The organism is Asinibacterium sp. OR53 (genome assembly GCF_000515315.1).
Lineage (GTDB): Bacteria > Bacteroidota > Bacteroidia > Chitinophagales > Chitinophagaceae > Sediminibacterium.
Map to the genome: position 1 here is coordinate 1,439,837 of NZ_KI911562.1, position 18,215 is coordinate 1,458,051.

The 18,215-nt window shown below is 45.4% G+C and carries 19 protein-coding genes; 11 read left to right on the top strand and 8 right to left on the bottom strand.

Annotated elements, in window-relative coordinates; genetic code table 11:
- Nucleotides 1-55: 55 nt before the first annotated feature.
- The 4 genes from SEDOR53_RS0106515 to SEDOR53_RS0106530 all read left to right on the top strand — a co-directional run bounded on the left by SEDOR53_RS0106515 (nt 56) and on the right by SEDOR53_RS0106530 (nt 3,943).
- Nucleotides 56-2,263: a TonB-dependent receptor gene (locus tag SEDOR53_RS0106515; protein ID WP_037361749.1), complete on the top strand. Its 2,208-nt coding sequence runs from the start codon at nt 56-58 to the stop codon at nt 2,261-2,263.
- A gap of 42 nt (nt 2,264-2,305) precedes the next feature.
- Nucleotides 2,306-2,932 carry a hypothetical protein gene (locus tag SEDOR53_RS0106520; RefSeq protein WP_026769001.1) on the top strand — a complete coding sequence of 209 codons (627 nt, stop codon included), beginning with the start codon at nt 2,306-2,308 and terminating at the stop codon, nt 2,930-2,932.
- A gap of 116 nt (nt 2,933-3,048) precedes the next feature.
- Entirely contained in the window at nt 3,049-3,660 is a 612-nt protein-coding gene (locus SEDOR53_RS0106525; protein WP_026769002.1) for a hypothetical protein, read from the top strand.
- Entirely contained in the window at nt 3,653-3,943 is a 291-nt protein-coding gene (locus SEDOR53_RS0106530) for a transcriptional regulator (protein WP_026769003.1), read from the top strand. Before SEDOR53_RS0106525 ends, SEDOR53_RS0106530 begins: the two co-directional genes overlap by 8 nt.
- 13 nt (nt 3,944-3,956) lie before the next feature.
- Here the strand turns inward: SEDOR53_RS0106530 and pdxA are convergent, their stop codons facing one another.
- Nucleotides 3,957-5,054, bottom strand: a complete 1,098-nt coding sequence (pdxA, locus tag SEDOR53_RS0106535) for a 4-hydroxythreonine-4-phosphate dehydrogenase PdxA (protein WP_026769004.1) — start codon at nt 5,052-5,054, stop codon at nt 3,957-3,959.
- A gap of 77 nt (nt 5,055-5,131) precedes the next feature.
- Here pdxA and rsmA point away from each other — a divergent pair, with 77 nt between their 5' ends.
- From rsmA to SEDOR53_RS0106555, 4 genes are all read left to right on the top strand, one after another.
- Complete coding sequence (gene rsmA / locus SEDOR53_RS0106540) at nt 5,132-5,887, top strand: 16S rRNA (adenine(1518)-N(6)/adenine(1519)-N(6))-dimethyltransferase RsmA (RefSeq protein WP_026769005.1); 756 nt, start codon at nt 5,132-5,134, stop codon at nt 5,885-5,887.
- A 14-nt stretch (nt 5,888-5,901) separates the two neighbouring features.
- Entirely contained in the window at nt 5,902-6,828 is a 927-nt protein-coding gene (locus SEDOR53_RS0106545) for an NAD(P)-dependent oxidoreductase (protein ID WP_026769006.1), read from the top strand.
- A gap of 215 nt (nt 6,829-7,043) precedes the next feature.
- Nucleotides 7,044-7,520 carry a transcription elongation factor GreA gene (greA, locus tag SEDOR53_RS0106550; protein WP_026769007.1) on the top strand — a complete coding sequence of 159 codons (477 nt, stop codon included), beginning with the start codon at nt 7,044-7,046 and terminating at the stop codon, nt 7,518-7,520.
- A gap of 109 nt (nt 7,521-7,629) precedes the next feature.
- A complete protein-coding gene (locus SEDOR53_RS0106555; protein ID WP_037360702.1) occupies nt 7,630-8,022 on the top strand; it encodes an HIT family protein in 393 nt (130 codons plus the stop codon).
- On the opposite strand, the gene ruvC is transcribed toward SEDOR53_RS0106555, so the two are convergent.
- Nucleotides 8,003-8,620, bottom strand: coding sequence for a crossover junction endodeoxyribonuclease RuvC (ruvC, locus tag SEDOR53_RS0106560; RefSeq protein WP_255346350.1), 618 nt, complete (start codon nt 8,618-8,620; stop codon nt 8,003-8,005). The two genes, SEDOR53_RS0106555 and ruvC, sit on opposite strands and share 20 nt — an antisense overlap.
- Before the next feature lie 170 nt (nt 8,621-8,790).
- Here ruvC and SEDOR53_RS0106570 point away from each other — a divergent pair, with 170 nt between their 5' ends.
- Nucleotides 8,791-9,657, top strand: a complete 867-nt coding sequence (locus SEDOR53_RS0106570; RefSeq protein WP_232214807.1) for a lysylphosphatidylglycerol synthase domain-containing protein — start codon at nt 8,791-8,793, stop codon at nt 9,655-9,657.
- 18 nt (nt 9,658-9,675) lie between these two features.
- Nucleotides 9,676-10,458, top strand: coding sequence for a DUF3108 domain-containing protein (locus tag SEDOR53_RS0106575; RefSeq protein ID WP_051347896.1), 783 nt, complete (start codon nt 9,676-9,678; stop codon nt 10,456-10,458).
- 22 nt (nt 10,459-10,480) lie between these two features.
- On the opposite strand, the gene SEDOR53_RS19040 is transcribed toward SEDOR53_RS0106575, so the two are convergent.
- From SEDOR53_RS19040 to SEDOR53_RS0106605, 6 genes are all read right to left on the bottom strand, one after another.
- Nucleotides 10,481-10,843 (bottom strand): hypothetical protein, encoded by a 363-nt coding sequence (locus SEDOR53_RS19040; RefSeq protein ID WP_026773974.1) that lies wholly within the window; start codon nt 10,841-10,843, stop codon nt 10,481-10,483.
- Between the two features lie 155 nt (nt 10,844-10,998).
- Nucleotides 10,999-11,868: an MBL fold metallo-hydrolase gene (locus tag SEDOR53_RS0106585; RefSeq protein ID WP_026769013.1), complete on the bottom strand. Its 870-nt coding sequence runs from the start codon at nt 11,866-11,868 to the stop codon at nt 10,999-11,001.
- Nucleotides 11,868-13,187 (bottom strand): MFS transporter, encoded by a 1,320-nt coding sequence (locus tag SEDOR53_RS0106590; protein WP_026769014.1) that lies wholly within the window; start codon nt 13,185-13,187, stop codon nt 11,868-11,870. Before SEDOR53_RS0106590 ends, SEDOR53_RS0106585 begins: the two co-directional genes overlap by 1 nt.
- 56 nt (nt 13,188-13,243) lie before the next feature.
- Nucleotides 13,244-14,044 (bottom strand): undecaprenyl-diphosphate phosphatase, encoded by an 801-nt coding sequence (locus tag SEDOR53_RS0106595; protein ID WP_026769015.1) that lies wholly within the window; start codon nt 14,042-14,044, stop codon nt 13,244-13,246.
- Between the two features lie 18 nt (nt 14,045-14,062).
- Nucleotides 14,063-14,314, bottom strand: coding sequence for a DUF3098 domain-containing protein (locus SEDOR53_RS0106600; RefSeq protein ID WP_026769016.1), 252 nt, complete (start codon nt 14,312-14,314; stop codon nt 14,063-14,065).
- A gap of 35 nt (nt 14,315-14,349) precedes the next feature.
- On the bottom strand, nt 14,350-15,222 hold the full coding sequence (locus tag SEDOR53_RS0106605) for an ABC transporter permease (RefSeq protein ID WP_026769017.1): 873 nt from the start codon (nt 15,220-15,222) through the stop codon (nt 14,350-14,352).
- Between the two features lie 218 nt (nt 15,223-15,440).
- Here SEDOR53_RS0106605 and leuS point away from each other — a divergent pair, with 218 nt between their 5' ends.
- The gene (gene leuS / locus SEDOR53_RS0106610) at nt 15,441-18,203 is read left to right on the top strand and encodes a leucine--tRNA ligase (protein WP_026769018.1); all 2,763 of its coding nucleotides are present in this window, start codon (nt 15,441-15,443) and stop codon (nt 18,201-18,203) included.
- The last annotated feature ends 12 nt before the right edge of the window (nt 18,204-18,215 follow it).

An 18,215-nucleotide genomic window follows, 5' to 3' on the forward strand; every position in this document is an offset into this window, starting at 1 on the left:
TATTTTTGTTTATAAAATAAACTACTTTATGTTCGTGTTCCAAAACTGGGTGATAATGAAAAAATGGATCATGATATTGGTTGGCCTGGGGTTGTCGGGTATTGCCGGCGCACAGGTGCGGATCACAGGTAAAGTAAAAGATGTGAAAGGCCATATACTGCCTGGAGCCAGTATTGTAGTGAAAGGTTCATACGATGGCGGCGTTGCCGATTCGGCAGGCCATTTTTCATTTAAAACATTTGAAAAAGGCGAGCAGGTGCTGGTGGCGTCCTTGCTTGGTTATAAATCAGCGGAAGAAAAAATAACGATCGGAACTACTCCCATTGAAATTTCTTTTGCTTTGAAAGAAGAGATCAGCGAATTGAAAGCAGTAACCGTTACCGCAGGAAGTTTTGAAGCAGGTGACAGGAAGAAGGCAGCTACGGTATTGTCGTCTTTGGATGTATATACCACCGGAGGCGCCAATGCCGATATCACCGCGGTGGTCAAGACGCTTCCGGGTGCTCAGCAGGTAGGCGAGCAGGAAGGATTGTTTGTGCGTGGAGGCGCAGGCTATGAAGCCAAACAATTTATAGATGGTACCCTGGTGAACAATCCTTTCCAGGCCAGCGTGCCTGATATCGCTTCCCGCGGAAGGTTTGCCCCGAATTTATTCAAAGGAACCATTTTTAGTACCGGTGGTTATTCTGCATTGTACGGCCAGGCGCTTTCTTCTGCGTTGATCATGGAGAGCATAGACATTCCCGACCGTTCGGAGGCCACAGCTTCTATCTCTACTGTTTTCCTGGGTGCTGGCATGCAAAAAGTAGCGAAGGATAAACAGTCTTCCTTCGGTATGAATTATGGGTATACCAACCTGATACCTTATTTCGCGGTGGTGAAACAGAAGCCCGATTACTTCAGGATACCACAACTCCATTCGGCCGATGCTAATTTTCGCATCAAGACCAAAACAGGCGGCATGATTAAATATTATACCACTTTCGGTGCCATCGACGCGGGCCTGCGCCGACCCAACATCAACGATCCTTCTTTGAAGAATGCATTTGGATTACAGAATACGAACTGGTACAATAACCTCAGCTGGCGCGAGAACCTGGGCAATGGCTGGAAAATGAACCTGGGCTTTAGTTTCAGCACCGACCACAGCAATATTTCACAGCAGATACAAAACCAGCAGAATGTACCGGTAACAACAGGTACTCCCTGGATAGATACCAGCAATTTCAACCTTATTACCAGGGGCGATCTTACACAGTTGAAAGCAGTATGGGATAAGCGCATCAGCGGTATCAGCGTGATCCGTTTTGGCGGGGAGTACATGTATTTCTATAACAAGAACCTGTACAACGGTTATCGTTCGGTGCTGCCAGATCATTTGAAGTCACTGTTTGCAGAAGCGGATCTTTATATCACCAATGAACTGGCTGCTAAAGTGGGTGGCCGGTTTGAACATTCATCCGTAATTGATAAAGCTGATTTTGCCCCCAGGGTATCGCTGGCGTATAAAACCGGTAAGAACGCACAAATGAGTATTGCATACGGCGTTTTCTATCAGAAACCGGAGAATACATACCTCTATATTACACGCAACTTCAATTACACAAAAGCCACACATTATATCATCAATTATATCAAAACCACTGCGCTGCAAACATTTCGTGTAGAAGCTTATTATAAAAAATACGACGACCTGTTGAAGACCTTTCCGGCCTATGATAACAGCGGTGCCGGGGATGCAAAAGGAGTTGAATTGTTTTGGCGCGATAAGAAAACATTCAAGGGGCTGGATTACTGGTTGAGTTATTCATATCTCGATACGAAAAGGAATTACCTCAATTTTCCCCGGGAATTGCAACCCAGTTTTGCTGCGAATCATACCGCTTCGGTAGTGGTCAAGCGTTTTGTAAGCAGCATTAATACGGGATTCAATGTTACCTATTCATTTGCTACCGGCAGACCTTATTATAACCTGATGCAAAACGGCAATCAATATGTTATTGCCGACCAGGGCAAGACCGTCAACTATAATAGCCTGGGATTCAGTATGAATTACCTGACTTCGATGGGTAAAGCCTTTGGGGTGTTTGTAGTATCGGTAACCAATGTGCTCGACAACAAACAGGTATTCGGTTACAACTATTCTTATGATGGTAGCCGGAAAGAAGCCATAACACTTCCCGCACCTCAATTCTTTTTCGTAGGATTGTTCCTGAGCTGGGGTGTGGACAGGAGGCAGGATGCGATCAATAATAACTTGTAAAATTCAAAAGGAAAATAATATTTAACAATAAACAATGTAAGCATGAAAAAGATTCTCGTTATCGTATTACTTTTTTGCGCAGGCCAGTTGACTGCGCAAAGTAAGTATGAAGCTGGTATGCAGAAAGGACTAGAACAACTGACCTCGACTAAAACAGTAGAAGACATGAGCGCTGCTTCGGCTTTCTTCGAAAGGATTGCCGATGCAGAGAAAGACAAATGGCTGCCTTATTATTATGCGGCTTATGCCAACTATATTACAGGTTGGATGAATCCTAAAGCCGATAAAGACAAGGTAGCGGAAAAATCCAGGGACCTGATTGCCAAAGCCGAGTCCATAGAAAAGAATTCGGAAATCTATTGCCTGCACCAGATGGTGGCGATACAGCAAATGACGGTAGACCCTATGACCCGCTGGCAGACCTATGGTGCCGAAGCGCGTAAAGCATTGGATGATGCAAAGCAAGCTGATCCCAACAATCCGCGCGTGTATTACCTGGAAGGACAAACACTTTTCAAAACACCGGAAGCTTATGGTGGGGGAAAAGCTGCTGCCAGGAAATATGCAGAGAAATCAGTAGAGTTGTTCAAAACATTTCAACCTGCATCACCTCTGCATCCTGTATGGGGGAAGGCCGAAGCTGAAAAATTGCTCGCCGATTGCCAGTAGTTGTTAGTGTATAACGGACACCACCGGCAGTTTGGTGTGCAGTTTTTTCTTAAGTTTAAACCTCCCATAACCGGTGAGGTTTAAACTTGTTTGATGAAACCGAAACAATCTGTCTGATGAAAGAACAAAAAACATTGAGCGAAAAAGAAAGCCTGGAACTGATCACCAGTATGATCGAAAAAGTCAAAAGCAGTTACCACGAAACAGGTATTGTGGCATTGTTGTGGGGTTCTGTGGTAGCCATTGTTTCGTTGGTCAACTACCTGGAGATCGAATTTTCATTCGAATTGGGTTTTGATATCTGGCTGCTGGTATTGTTTGCATTGATCCCGCATGTGATCATTTCCATGAAGGAAAGGCGGTTGAAAAAAGTGAGGAAACACGAAGACGATGCACTGGATGCAGTATGGCTGGCTTATGGCATTTCTATATTCGGACTGGTTGCTTATGAGAACATTGTTCCTTCTGTAGCTGGGTCGTCTATTCCCAGTATATATTCTTTATTCCTGCTACTGTATGCATTGCCAACACTGGTAACGGGCCTGGTAAAAAAGTTCAGACCCATGCTCATCGGCGCCATCCTGACCTATGGGCTGTTCATTGCATCTTGTTTTACCGTTACCAAGTACGATATGCTTTTCGGCGCTGTGGCAGCGCTGACTTGTTGGTTCATTCCCGGACTGATCCTGCGAAAAAGATATCTTGAACAAAGAAGAGCCCATGTTTAAGGACCTGGATCCCATATTACATTCTCAACTGAGGCTTGCTGTGATGAGCCTGCTCATTGGCATCAAGGAAGCGGAGTTTACTTTTATCCGTGAAAAAACCAATGCCACCGCAGGTAACCTCAGTGTGCAGGTGCAAAAATTAAAAGATGCGGGCTATATAGAAGTGATCAAGCAATTCAAGAATAATTATCCCCAAACCATTTGTAAGATCACCCCTGCAGGCGTAGCAGCCTTTGAAGCGTATGTTAAAGCGTTGAAGGGTTATTTAAAAGCAGGAAAATGAACGATGATATTTATTAGCCTTCTGCTTCTTCCGAAAGTTTTTCGTCTACTGCATTGGCCATCATCTTGGCGCTCATCTTACGCATAGGGTTCTGGCGCATTTCGGCATAGCCTGCTTTTCTGCGGATGATGTCGATGCATTCGAAAGTGGCGGCAAGAAAAGAACTGGCATCGGCTTTTCCTTTGCCTGCAATGTCAAAAGCCGTTCCGTGGTCGGGACTGGTGCGTACCGCGTTGAGTCCGGCTGTGTAATTCACCCCCTCGCCAATGGCCAGCGATTTGAATGGGATCAATCCCTGATCGTGGTACATGGCCAGTACGCCATCGAATTTTTCGTGCTGACCGCGCGCGAAAAACGCATCGGCGCTATAGGGACCAAAAACCATCATGCTGTGCCTGGCATCTTTGATGGCCGGTTTGATGATGGTTTCTTCTTCATTACCGATCAATCCTTCATCGCCTGCATGCGGGTTGAGTCCGAGTACAGCGATCCTGGGTTTATCGATACCAAAATCTTTTTGCAGGCTGCTGTTCATGATGCGCAGCTTGCCGGTAATGTTCTCGCGTGTAATGTGCGGAGCTACATTGGCAATGGTCACATGCTCGGTTACGAGACCTACTTTAATATTCTCTGCTACCATGAACATGAGCACATCATTCACTTCGAACAGCGCTTTGAGATAAGGTGTATGACCACTGTATTGAAATTCGGCCGATTGTATGTTTTTCTTGTGTATGGGCGCTGTTACCAGTCCCTGTATCTGCCCGTTTTTGAGTGCCTGCGCGGCGTCTTTGAGTGAGATCAACGCATATTTTCCGCCTGTTTCATTGAGTTGCCCCGGCGTGATCACCACATCTTCCTCCCATGAATTATACACGTTCACCTGTTTGGTGTTGAGCCTGTCGAGCTCCTTGCCATTGGAATAATTGAAGTTGATATCGGACAGGCTCTTGCGATAGAAGTTCACGCTTTTATTGCTGGCAAAAACAACCGGTATGCAAAAATCGAGCAGGCGGTGATCGGCCAGGGTTTTAATGATCAACTCCAGGCCAATACCATTCAGATCGCCACAAGAAAATCCGATAACGGGTTTTTGCAATTCGGAACTCATTCAGGATAGATTTAGGCTGTAAAAATAAGGATTATTGGCCATGGCTCATTTTTGGGCAATGATGTACTTTTGCTGCAATGCAATACACGCTGAAAAAGTCACTGGGCCAGCATTTCCTGAAAGATGAACGGGTCTGTGAAAAGATAGTGAAAGCTTTACGGGAAGACGATTTCAGTCACCTGCTGGAAGTTGGTCCCGGTGGCGGCGCCCTCACCAAATACCTGCTGCAACTGCCGGCTATCGAATTCAAGGCAGTGGAGCTGGATGCCGAAAAAGTAGCGTATCTCGAACACAGCTATCCTTCCATCAAAGGAAAAATATTGCATGAAAGCATCCTGGATGTGGCCTTGCCTTTCCCTGTTCCTTTCACCGTTGTAGGCAACTTCCCTTATAATATTTCATCGCAGATATTGTTCAGGATACTGGAATGGAAAGAACAGGTACCCGTCATGATTGGCATGTTCCAAAAAGAAGTGGCGCAACGCGTGACCTCAAAACCCAATAGCAAAGACTATGGCATATTGAGTGTGTTGATACAAGCTTATTACGATGTGGAATATTTATTCGATGTACCACCCGGCAGTTTTAACCCGCCTCCGAAAGTAATGAGTGGCGTGATCCGTTTGAAACGCAGGAGCACGCATTACGATATGAAAAGCGAGCGCTCTTTTTTCACGCTGGTAAAATCTGCTTTCAACCAGCGCAGAAAAATGCTGCGGAATCCATTGAAAAGCCTGTTCGATAAAGAACTGCTCCAGGAAGAGATCTTCAGCAAACGTGCAGAACAATTGAGTGTGGAAGATTTTGCCAAATTGACCTTTAAAATGAAATGAGAGCCCGTTAGCGTATGAAACTTAAAGTCATTATTACAGCACCCGTACATGAATACCTCCTGCAACGCCTGGAGCAAGCCGGTTATGAAACCCTGTACCGGCCGAGCATCAGTTACGAAGAATTGAAATTGGTTATTGCAGAAATAACCGGACTCATAGTAACCACCCGTTTAAAGATCGATGCAGCCATGTTGGATGCTGCTGCACAATTGAAATGGATTGGCCGTTTGGGAAGTGGTATGGAGCTGATAGATGTGGACTATGCAAAGAGCAAGGGCATTCGTTGCGAGAGTAGTCCGGAAGGCAACCGCAACGCCGTAGCTGAACAGGCGCTGGGTATGTTGCTGAACCTCATGAATCATATCAGCAGCAGTAACCGCGAGATTGCAGAAGGCAAATGGCTGCGTGCCGAGAACCGTGCCGATGAACTGAGCGGGAAAACGTTAGGTATCATTGGTTTTGGTAATACGGGGGCCGCATTTGCCAAACTGCTCTCTTCTTTTGATGTAACGGTATTGGCCCACGACAAGTACAAGTCTGATTTTGCAAAGGGTTATATACACGAAGCAGGACTCGAACAGGTATTGCGTTATGCCGATGTGGTGAGCCTGCATGTACCCCTTACCGACGAAACTTTTCACCTGGCCAACGACGCATTCTTCGACGCCATGGAAAGGAAGCCTTATTTCCTCAATACCAGCAGGGGTAAAGTAACCAGTATCAAGTCACTCATTGGAGCTTTACAAAGCGGCAAAGTGAGGGCAGCGGCACTGGATGTATTGGAAAATGAGAAACTGGGCACCTATACTCCCGACGAAAAGGCCGATCTGCAGTGGCTGCTGGAGCAACCCAATGTCGTCATCACCCCGCATATTGCCGGCTACAGCCATGAGGCTTATTATAAGATGGCAAAAGTGGTTTTGGATAAGCTGGATATCTGAGAATAGCAGGATGAATGATATCATTTAAATATTCTCAAAATACTTGTAATCAATTAATTAAAGCCTTTTTTTGACTGTAAGGTCATCGCCCGTTAAAGACTTCTTAAATCCATCCCTAATAGGAAATTAGAAAAAAAGTAGTTATTTTTGCCGTTCTGCAACGCTGCAATCAAATGCGGCGTTGTATTTTTTTTACCCTTTTTAAACCGAAGAGTATGAATGAAGCTAACATGTATGTGACAAAGGAGACATTCGACAAGATGCGGGAAGACCTGCAAAAGATGAAGTCTGTTGACCGTCCGGCTGCTTCCAGGGCTATTGCGGAGGCACGCGAAAAAGGCGATTTGAAGGAAAATGCTGAATACGATGCGGCCAAAGAGGCGCAAGGCATGCTTGAGGCCAAAATCAAGCAGTTGGAAGGCGCTATTGCCAATGCTAAAATTGTAGATACCAGTGATATAGATACCAGTAAAGTAACCATTCTCACTAAAGTAACCATTACCAATATTGCTACCAAGAAAACGGTAACGTACCAGATCGTAGGCGAAAAAGAGGCCGATCTGAAAGCAGGAAAGATCTCTGCCGGATCTCCTATCGGTAAAGGCCTGCTGGGTAAGCAAAAAGGCGAAGTAGCCGAAGTGCAGGCGCCCACCGGTGTCATGAAATACAAAATCGAGAACATCACTGTATAAGCAGCCGATGCAACATTTATTTGTGAAACCCCGCCGGTTCAACCGGCGGGGTTTCTTTTTGCGTTATCGTTTAAATTGCTGAATTTTCGTTTTTCAAATCCTTATCATCATGACCATCTTCTCTAAAATCATAGCGGGACAAATCCCTTCATACAAAATTGCCGAGAACAACAGGTTCTATGCGTTCCTGGATATTTTTCCCCTGGTAAAAGGGCATGTACTGGTGATACCCAAAACAGAAGTTGACAACCTTTTTGATCTTGGCGATGACTATCTTTCAGAGATACTTGTTTTTGCCCGGCCCATTGCCAAAGCCATTGAGCAGGCATTCCCATGTAACCGTTGTGGTATCAGTGTGGTAGGATTGGAAGTACCGCATGCGCATGTGCACCTGATTCCCATTAACAGTGCTGATGACCTGAATTTCACCAGGGGTAAACTTCAACCCACACCGGAAGAGTTGAAAGAGGCGCAGCAAAAGATCATCGCTTTACTCGCGTAGGATTTTTTTCAATGAAATCGTCCCATCCTTTTAAGCCTTTGGTGGCTTTGCCCAAAACAGAAGATGTTTGGTAATGATGACAAAGCGCCACTGCCAATGCATCGGTAGCATCAAAGTACTGGGGCTTTTCTTCAATGTTCAGTATGCGTTGTAACATTTTCCATACCTGATCTTTATCGGCATTGCCATTACCGGTGATAGATTGTTTTACTTTCTTGGGTGAATATTCGGTTACTTCCAGTCCGGCCTGTATGGCTGCCGCGATCGCCACTCCCTGGGCCCTGCCCAGTTTCAGCATACTCTGTACATTCTTACCAAAAAATGGCGCTTCAATGGCAAAGGAAGCAGGCCGGTATAATTTGATGAGCTCGCATACTTTGGCATGGATCATTTCCAGCCGTACGTAAATGTCTTTTTGTGAAGCGAGTTTCAGTACATCCATGAGTAATACCTGTGGCTGTCCTTTTTCCAGGCGTACCAATGCAAAGCCCATCACTTGTGTGCCGGGATCGATACCTAATATGATGTCTGATTTTTTGATGACTGATTTATAGAATGGTAAAACTGCTTCAAAACTAAAGAACCCGAAGCAAAGAATGTTGTTGATTTGAACATTCTATCTTTGATGCATCAATCCGGCTTATTCTGAATAGGAAACTCAAAATATTCATCAATTACTTTGTTGGCCCCACACTGTTCGTATGGCTTTCCTATTCCATCTACCGGCAGATAAAGCTGCAATCCAGCCTGCACGAGTCCTGGCAACTGATTAAAGCTTCATTTACGGGTGCACAAAGCTGGAAGCTATGGACGGCTTTGCTGCTCATGCCTGTCAATTGGGGAATAGAAGCCAGGAAATGGCAGTTCCTGGTAAAAAGCATACAACCTGTTGCTTTTTCAAAGGCATACAAAGCTATTTTTGTGGGACAGGCCATTGCGTTCAACGCACCGAATCGAATTGGCGAATCTGCCGGCAGGGCTGTTTACCTGGAAGAGGGCAACCGGTTAAGAGGTGTTGCATTATCGGTCATAGGAAGCATGAGCCAGATCATGATTACCCTGGTCATGGGTTTTGTAGCATTGGTATACCTGAGACTGCACCTGATTGGTAAAGGTTATTTGTTGGAAGGCATTCCAGCGGCCTGGGTGGATGGATTTATCGTTGCCATGGCACTGATTCTCGCCCTGTTCATACCCGTGTATTTTCGTCTTTCCTGGCTGGTTAAACGGTTGGAAAAGATTCCATTCATAGCCAGGCACCGTTTTTTTGTTCAGAAGCTGGAAGACCTGGATGTAAAGCAGCTTGTACAGCTATTGGGATTATCGGCGGCACGGTACTTGGTATTTGTGGTACAGTATATGCTATTATTGGCTGTGTTCGAAGTGCATATAGCATGGACCGATGCGGCTGCATTGGTGGGAGTGTTGTTCCTGGTATTAGCGGTTGTGCCAACTATTGCGCTGGCCGAACTGGGCTTCAGGGGTAAGTTGAGTATTGAGTTGTTTGGATTGTTAAGTCCGAATGCCCTGGGCATCATTGCCACTGCTACGGGTATCTGGATCATTAACCTGATCGTTCCTGCGATAATCGGAACTTTGTTTATATTGGGAATAAGATTTTTTAGAAATAAATAATAGCTGAGCGTGAAAAAAATGATAGGACTCGCTGTGCTGGCATTGGGTTTACAACCTGTGAAAGCAGGCGATGATTTTTGCGGCATTCGTAACCAGGCCTTCCAGGCGGGAGAAAGCATTACATTCAATGTGTTTTATTCGGTAATAGGTCTTTACATCAATGCGGGCAGCGCCAGTTTTTCTGTTTCTTTAGAACACCTCAATAACAAAGCTGCTTATCATGTTATAGGAAATGGCTCTTCAAATTCCAGTTACGACTGGATATTCAAAGTGCGCGACCGGTATGAAACTTACATTGATACCACCAACCTGCAACCGTTGAAGTTCATCCGGAATATCGATGAAGGGGGCTATAAAAAATCAGAGAACATTATTTTCAACCAGGCAGCCAACACAGCTACTACCCCCAATGGTGTATTCAAAGTACCCAATTGCATTCAGGATGTGCTGAGCTCCATTTACTATGCACGGAATATCGATTTCAACCGGTACAAGCCGGATGATAAAATTCCCTTTGCCATGTTTCTCGATAACGAAGTATACAACCTGTATCTCCGGTACATGGGCAAGGAAGTGGTTAAAACAAAGTATGGCAAGTTCAGGGCCATCAAATTCAAGCCCCTCCTGGTAAAAGGAACCTTATTCCAGGGAGGAGAAAAAATGACGGTATGGGTAAGCGATGACCCCAATCATATTCCACTGCGCATTGAAAGTCCTATCGTAGTAGGCAGCATCAAAGTAGATATGATGCAATACCGTAACCTGCGATACCCGCTCAGCTCAATGATTAGTTTTAAGTAAATCTTTTCCGATGGCAATTGGTTTAAGCGGCCCTGGCTGCTTCGCTGATGCGTTGAGAAGGAGTTCTTCCCAGCAAGCGGGAGCGCCTGTAAATGATTTTACAAATAACAGTGATCAGCAATGCACCAATGGCAATACCGGCGAACAATCCGAGGATAAGCGAATCGAAAAGCCGTTGGCCAAGATAGGCACCATACACAACCGATACACCGGACAAAATACCCGATACGGCAGCAATGATGGTGTTCCCCGTTCTGTTGGAAATTTCAATACGGGCATTGCAATGCCCGCAATTGGTGGCTGAGAAATTGTAAAGCTGGACGAATCGTTTGAAAGATATCCGTTCTCCGCAATTCGGACATCCTGCAACGTGGTTTCTGGACATTGGAGTTCAGTTTTAGGAGTGACTGAATAAAATGGATGGGTAAGATAACCATTATCAATCGCCGCATATTGTAGTGAAATACCGAATTTATATGGAGTTTTTCACTGAGGCGTCCGTAAAAACTGCAAGAATGCACTACACTACTGTAGTAGTTCCTATAAATCGTCCAGCTTGAAAAGCTGTTCTTGGCGAATGCCTCTTTCAGTGTTTTGCAGTGAACAGCATTCATAGAGCGGGTCGTGCTCAAAATAAAGCGTGTAGTGATTTTCCACTGCTTCCTGTAGGAAAGCCTTTTTCTCCTGTAGGGAAGTGAGCGGAAACATATCGTAAGCCATCACATAAGGAATAGGAATATGTGCCACGGAAGGGAGCAGATCGGCCATATATACCAGTGTACGGCCTTTATATTGTATCTGCGGAAGCATCATTTTATCGGTATGCCCGTTTACAAAGCGAACACTCACCTGGTCTGTAAAGGAACTGGAAGCCAGCTTCCCGTCTTTGGTAAAAGGTTCGCCGGGAACAGGGATGAATTGCAGGCGGCCGCTTTCTTTTATAGGAAGAATATTCTCTTTGAGGAAAGAAGCTTTCTCCCGGTCGTTCGGTTGGGTGGCCCATTGCCAATGTTGTTCGTTGCTCCAGTAAACGGCATTTCGGAATGCGGGCACAAGTTGGCCGCCCTGTCTTTCAATACTGCCCCCACAATGATCGAAATGCAGGTGAGTAAGCAATACATCGGTGATATCATCACGGGTAAAACCATGGGCTGAGAGTGAGTTGTCGAGCGTATCGTTGCCATGGAGATAATAGTGCCCGAAAAATTTAGCGTCTTGCTTATTACCCATGCCGGTGTCTACCAGTATCAACCTGTTCCCTTCTTCTATCAACAAACAGCGCAGCGCCCAGGAACACATATTATTTTCATCGGCCGGATTGAGTTTGTTCCACATGCTTTTAGGAACAACGCCAAACATGGCGCCTCCATCTAATTTAAAATGGCCGGTGTTGATCGTATATAATTTCATCAGGCTATTTGTTTGGCGAGCTTGCGCTGCGTTGATGCAGCAAAGATCAGCAATGCCAATCCAATTACAAAGAATACTACCAATGCCAGCACTGAATTACGCTGCGATTTGGTGGCTTCATTGATGTAACCAAAACTGAATGTGCCAATCACAATGGCTATCTTTTCCGTTACATCGTAAAAGCTGAAGAAAGAAGTGGTGTCTCTGGTTTCGGGCATCAGTTTGGCATAAGTGCTGCGGCTGAGAGATTGAATGCCACCCATCACAAAACCTACGAGGGTAGCCAATGCATAAAACTCGCAAATACCATTGCGTGGCAGGAGGTACCCGATGATGCACATGAATATCCATAAAACTACGGTGATCATCAGGGCATTGAAATTGCCTAATTTTTCAGATAATCGCGCAATCAGGTAAGCACCCGGGATGGCTACAACCTGTATGATCAATATAGAGATGATGAGATTGGTAGTAGGAATGTTCAATTCGCTTTTACCATACAAAGTAGCAGCGAGCATGACTGTTTGAACCCCCATGTTATAGAAGAAGAATGCTCCAAGGTATCTTTTTAATACGGGTAAATGCGTTAACTGTTTCCAGACCTTACGGAGTTCTTTATAACCATTAGTCAAAAGAGAGCCACCGGCCGACAAAAGACCTGCGGGCTGACTCTTGGGCAAACGGTTAAGTGAGAACTGGCCAAATCCCCACCACCAGATACCTACCAATAAAAAAGATATCTGTGAGGCCTTGCCTGTAGTGATGCCAAACTTATCGGGCACCAATACGAAAATAAAACAGATCACCTGTAAAATCACGCTGCCAATATAGCCCAGCGCATATCCTTTGGCGCTGACCCTGTCGCGATCTTCGGGTGCGGCAATTTCAGGTAAAAAGGAATTGTAAAAAACCAGACTGCTCCAGAACCCGATACAGGCAATGATCATGCAGGCCAGTCCATAAGCCAGGTTATGGCTGTCGAAAAAATAGAGCGCACTGCAGGCAATACTACCCATGGTGCAGAAGAAAAACAGGAATGTCTTTTTATTGCCCTTGTAGTCTGCAATGGAAGAAAGCAAGGGCGACATAATAGCTACCACCAGGAATGCGAATGCCAGCGCATAATTGTATAAAGAAGTATTGACAAACTCTCTTCCAAACAAATGAACCGTATCATTACTGGTAGCATCATTGCCATCGCCGGTAACGGCTTCATAATAGGCGGGGAAAATAGTAGAAGTGATGACCAGGCTGTATACGCTGTTGGCCCAGTCGTACATGGCCCAACCGGTAATGACTTTTTTGGAAGCAGTTTTCATTAGGCTGTTTTTGGGTACTTAAAGATAGGGATTGTGCAGATGGCCGCCCCGTCCCGTTATTGCAAGTATCCACTCAGCACCAATACCAATAACACAGATCCTACAATAATGCGGTACCAGCCGAACAAACGGAATCCGTGCTTTTGCAGGAACCCGATAAAAAATTTGATGGCTAACAATGCCACAAAGAAAGCAATCAGGTTCCCGAGACCCAGGGCCAGCAGGTTCTCTTTGTTTTTCAATAATTCGGGTTGCTGTTTGAATGCTTTCAATAATTTATAACCGGTAGCGGCGGCCATAGTAGGCACGGCCAGGAAAAAAGAGAATTCAGCGGCCACGCTGCGGGTCAGCTTCTGTTGCATACCGCCAATGATGCTGGCAGCGCTTCTGCTGGTACCGGGGATCATGGCCAGGCATTGCCAGATACCAATGGTGAATGCTTTGGCAATGCTGATCTTTTCTTCTGTTTCAACTGCCGCAGGCGTTTTGAATAATTTGTCGATGAACAGCAATACGAAACCGCCCAGTAACATGGTAATAGAAACGGTGAGCGGACTTTCCAACAGCTTATCTATCTTATCTGAAAAAAGATAACCTAACAATAATGCCGGTATTACGGCGATGATGAGTTTGAAATAAAAATTCCAGCGGTTGAGCGGGAAAAACTTCTTCCGGTAAAATACCAGCACTGAAAGAATGGCGCCAAGCTGAATGGCTATCTCGAACAGTTTGGTGAAATCGTCTTTTTGAATTCCCAGGAATGAACTGGCAATGATCATGTGCCCGGTAGAAGAAATGGGCAGGAATTCGGTCAGGCCTTCAATGATGGCAATGATAACCGTCTGAAAAATAGACATGCTTAGGGTTGTTGAATATTAATGTGCCGCTTTGGGCTTTTTGAATATGGCATATATTTCAACCAGCAGACCCAGTACAATTACAATAGGCGCAACGGTAATGCGTGTGGTGCTGTATACCAGGTTGGTATCAAATACATTCGGGTCGGGACTTTTACCTCCGCTCATCAGGAAAAAGCCGAGCGCAACAATTACGCCGCCGATGAGCATCCATCTAAGGTTTTCTTTGCCGAAAAGAGGAGCGGGTTGGGTATGTTTTTGTTCGGTCATGGTACTTTTTTTAAGGTGCTGTGATGATAAAGATATTAATAAAGATCATCCAATTTCATTTTCAGGTATTTGATCACACTGCGATGGGTGCTGTATACCGAAATGGCTACCCCTAAAAAGATCAGTCCGCCAAAAAGGATCAGGGTATGTTTTACATCCCGGATGGCTTTCAGTTGGGGGAACTGGCTTTCAGCCCATCCGATGAGGGCAAACAAGACAGCGATGGCGATACCCGAACTGATGAGTCCGTTCAGCAGGGCCCGCAGGTTCAGTGGTTTGGCGATAAAGCCCCTCGTAGCCCCCACCATTTGCATGGTCTTGATGAGGAAACGGTTGCTGAACATGGCCAGGCGGATGGTATTGTCGATACTCACGATCACGATCACACACAGGGCGATGGCCACTACCAGGAAGATGAGTCCGATTTTAGAAGCCCGTTCATTCAGGTTATTTACCAGACTTTGCGGGTATTGCAGCTCGGTGAGCTGGTTGCCGTAGGCCGCCATCAATTCTGAAGATATTTTAGCAAGGCTGTCTTTATTCACGTATTCGGCCTTGGCATAAAAATCAATGCTTTCGGGCAGCGGGTTTACATCCAGTATCTTGGCCCAGTCTTCATTGTTCTCTTTGTTCCATATCTGTTTGGCAGCTTCCTTATCCACATACGTCACATTGCGGGCATAGGGCCTTGAAGCAATAAAATGCTGTATCTGGCCAATGGTATCTTTATTCAGGGTACGCAAGTAAGCGCTCAACCGGATGTCTTCCTTCAGGGCGGTGCCTACGGAATGGATGTTCAGGAAGAACCAGCCCATGATGCCCATGATCAATAAAACCAATGCAACGCCCACTACACTGTATATGTAATTGGGCTTACTACGCCTGAGAGATGATTTGCCGTCTGCCATGCTCTGAAATTTAGGATCTTCTACCCATGCCGGGCAACAGATGCAAATGTAGGGTTTTGAAGCCTAAACGCTTACATTTGCAGCCACTCTAACGATCATTTGGTAGTTGAAAATAATTGATCCGGGCGTTTATTAGGTTAAAGATTTGTTAGGATTGAGGCGGAAGCCTACATGCTAAATTCAAAAGTCAAAAAGTTTATTGAATACAGGACAGTAATATGGAATACAATTTTAGTGCGATAGAGAAAAAATGGCAGGCACAATGGAAGCGGGATCATGCTTACCGGGTGAGTAACGAGAGCAGCAAGCCCAAGTTTTATGTGCTGGATATGTTCCCTTATCCGAGTGGTTCAGGTTTGCACGTAGGGCACCCCCTGGGGTATATCGCTTCAGATATTTACAGCAGGTTCAAGCGGTTGAAAGGATTCAATGTGTTGCACCCGATGGGATATGACGCGTTCGGCCTGCCTGCCGAACAATATGCGATTGAACATGGTGTACATCCGGCAGTGAGCACTGCGGAGAATATCAGTGCATTCAGGGAACAACTGGACAATATCGGGTTCTGTTTCGATTGGGACAGGGAGGTGCGTACTTCCGATCCATCGTACTATAAATGGACCCAATGGATATTTCTCCAGTTGTTCAACAGTTATTATAACCGCCTTACACAAAAGGCAGAACCCATAGCACAACTGGTGGCTTTGTTTGAGAAAGAAGGGAATATCAAACATGTATGTCCCGGTGATTATGCCATTCGTTTTTCTGCTACGGAATGGAATAACTATACCCACAAGCAACAACAGGATATCCTCATGAATTACCGCCTTGCTTTTTGCGGTTATGGTGAAGTGAACTGGTGCGAAGTATTGGGAACCGTGTTGGCAAATGATGAAGTGATCAATGGGGTGAGTGAAAGAGGCGGACACCCGGTGGTAAAAAAGAAATTGAGACAATGGTACCTGCGCATTACTGAATATGCCGACCGGTTGCTAGATGGTTTGCAGACCATTGATTTCAGCGAGGCCATGAAAGAAATGCAAACGAACTGGATCGGTAAATCATCCGGTGCGGAGATCAGCTTCCAGGTGGAGGCCACTGATGGTCGTAATGGGTTGCACCTGCATGTGTACACCACAAGACCCGATACCATTTTTGGTGTCGATTTTATGGTAGTGGCTCCCGAGCATGAATTGATCGAACGGATCACCAGTGAGGAACAAAAAGAAACAGTAGAAGCCTATATTGCTTATGTAAAGAGCAGGAGCGAGCGCGAGCGCCAGGCGGAGAAAAAAATAACAGGCGCTTTTACCGGTGCGTATGCCCTGAATCCTTTCGACGGCCGGAAGATACCGGTATGGATATCGGAATACGTGCTGGCCGGATATGGTACGGGCGCCATCATGGCTGTTCCCTGCGGCGATGAACGGGATTATAAATTTGCGAAACACTTCAACATACCCATTACCAATATCATTGGCGATGCGTACAATGGTGAAGAAGCCAATGCTACCAAAGATGCGAAACTAGAGAACAGTGGCTTCCTCAACGGCATGGTGATGCGCGATGCCATGGATGTAGTGATAGACAAGCTGGAAGACATGGGTATTGGTAAACGCAAAGTGAATTATAAAATGCGCGATGCCGCTTTCAGCAGGCAACGCTATTGGGGTGAGCCCTTCCCTATACAATGGAAAAATGGTGTAGCAGTTGCATTAAGTGAAACGGAACTTCCGCTGGAACTGCCTGCAGTAGACCATTACAGCCCGGGACCTGAAGGCGAAGGTCCGCTTGCGAATATACCCGAATGGGTAGCGCGCGAGTTGGAGACCAATACCATGCCCGGCTATGCAGGGTCTTCTTGGTATTTCCTGCGTTATATGGACCCACACAACCAAAATGCGTTTTGTGATCGCAAAGCCAGCGATTATTGGAACCAGGTAGATCTTTATATCGGTGGAACAGAACATGCAGTGGGGCATTTATTGTATAGTCGCTTATGGACAAAAGTGTTGTGTGACCTTGGACATATTGGTTTCGACGAGCCATTCAGGAAATTGTTGAACCAGGGAATGATACAGGGCTCCAGCCGGTTTGTGTATCGCATCCGCGGAACACATCAATATGTTTCCGCCGGATTGATTGATCGGTATGAAGTAGACAAACTGCATGTAGATGTGAATATTGTAGACGGTGTTGAACTGGATACAAAAGCTTTCAAGCAGTGGAAGCCAGATTTTGCAGATGCGGAGTTCATTCTGGAAGATGGAAAATACATCTGTGGAGTAGAAGTGGAGAAGATGAGCAAATCGAAATTCAACACGGTGAACCCCAATACACTCGTAGAGAAATTCGGCGCCGATACTTTCCGCATGTATGAAATGTTCCTCGGGCCAGTAGAACAAAGCAAACCCTGGGATACCAAAGGAATAGAAGGCGTACATCGCTTCATCAAAAAACTCTGGCGTCTTTTCTTCGATGAACAGAAAGGCAAACAGTGGAATGAAGAAAAAGCAACGGCCGCTGAATTGAAAGTATTGCATCGCACCATCAAAAAAATCGAAGACGATACAGAGCGGTTCAGTTTCAATACAGCCGTGAGTACGTTTATGATCTGTGTGAATGAACTGAGCGATCTTAAATGTCACAAAAGGGAAGTGCTGGAATCCTTACTCATTATGTTAACACCATATGCGCCACATATTGCAGAAGAGCTTTGGCACCAGTTAGGTAATACCAGTTCTGTACTCGATGCGGCATATCCAAAGTACAACGCTTCCTTCACCGCAGAATCTGAAAAGGAATATCCTGTCAGCATCAATGGCCGTGTGCGTACCAATATTTCCATTTCACTCGATGCAACCGAAGAGCAGGTGAAAGAGATCGTATTGGGTAATGAGATGGTACAGAAATGGATAGAAGATAAACCGCTCAAGAAATTGATCTTCGTTAAAGGGAAGATGATCAACGTAGTCATTTAAACAAAATCAACC

What these genes read in the sequence shown, in the direction of transcription:
- SEDOR53_RS0106515 (WP_037361749.1), top strand. Translation starts at nt 56, where the DNA reads ATGAAAAAATGGATCATGATATTGGTTGGCCTGGGGTTGTCGGGTATT.
- SEDOR53_RS0106520 (WP_026769001.1), top strand. Translation starts at nt 2,306, where the DNA reads ATGAAAAAGATTCTCGTTATCGTATTACTTTTTTGCGCAGGCCAGTTG.
- SEDOR53_RS0106525 (WP_026769002.1), top strand. Translation starts at nt 3,049, where the DNA reads ATGAAAGAACAAAAAACATTGAGCGAAAAAGAAAGCCTGGAACTGATC.
- SEDOR53_RS0106530 (WP_026769003.1), top strand. Translation starts at nt 3,653, where the DNA reads ATGTTTAAGGACCTGGATCCCATATTACATTCTCAACTGAGGCTTGCT.
- pdxA (WP_026769004.1), bottom strand. Translation starts at nt 5,054, where the DNA reads ATGAGTTCCGAATTGCAAAAACCCGTTATCGGATTTTCTTGTGGCGAT.
- rsmA (WP_026769005.1), top strand. Translation starts at nt 5,132, where the DNA reads ATGCAATACACGCTGAAAAAGTCACTGGGCCAGCATTTCCTGAAAGAT.
- SEDOR53_RS0106545 (WP_026769006.1), top strand. Translation starts at nt 5,902, where the DNA reads ATGAAACTTAAAGTCATTATTACAGCACCCGTACATGAATACCTCCTG.
- greA (WP_026769007.1), top strand. Translation starts at nt 7,044, where the DNA reads ATGAATGAAGCTAACATGTATGTGACAAAGGAGACATTCGACAAGATG.
- SEDOR53_RS0106555 (WP_037360702.1), top strand. Translation starts at nt 7,630, where the DNA reads ATGACCATCTTCTCTAAAATCATAGCGGGACAAATCCCTTCATACAAA.
- SEDOR53_RS0106575 (WP_051347896.1), top strand. Translation starts at nt 9,676, where the DNA reads ATGATAGGACTCGCTGTGCTGGCATTGGGTTTACAACCTGTGAAAGCA.
- SEDOR53_RS19040 (WP_026773974.1), bottom strand. Translation starts at nt 10,843, where the DNA reads ATGTCCAGAAACCACGTTGCAGGATGTCCGAATTGCGGAGAACGGATA.
- SEDOR53_RS0106585 (WP_026769013.1), bottom strand. Translation starts at nt 11,868, where the DNA reads ATGAAATTATATACGATCAACACCGGCCATTTTAAATTAGATGGAGGC.
- SEDOR53_RS0106590 (WP_026769014.1), bottom strand. Translation starts at nt 13,187, where the DNA reads ATGAAAACTGCTTCCAAAAAAGTCATTACCGGTTGGGCCATGTACGAC.
- SEDOR53_RS0106595 (WP_026769015.1), bottom strand. Translation starts at nt 14,044, where the DNA reads ATGTCTATTTTTCAGACGGTTATCATTGCCATCATTGAAGGCCTGACC.
- SEDOR53_RS0106600 (WP_026769016.1), bottom strand. Translation starts at nt 14,314, where the DNA reads ATGACCGAACAAAAACATACCCAACCCGCTCCTCTTTTCGGCAAAGAA.
- SEDOR53_RS0106605 (WP_026769017.1), bottom strand. Translation starts at nt 15,222, where the DNA reads ATGGCAGACGGCAAATCATCTCTCAGGCGTAGTAAGCCCAATTACATA.
- leuS (WP_026769018.1), top strand. Translation starts at nt 15,441, where the DNA reads ATGGAATACAATTTTAGTGCGATAGAGAAAAAATGGCAGGCACAATGG.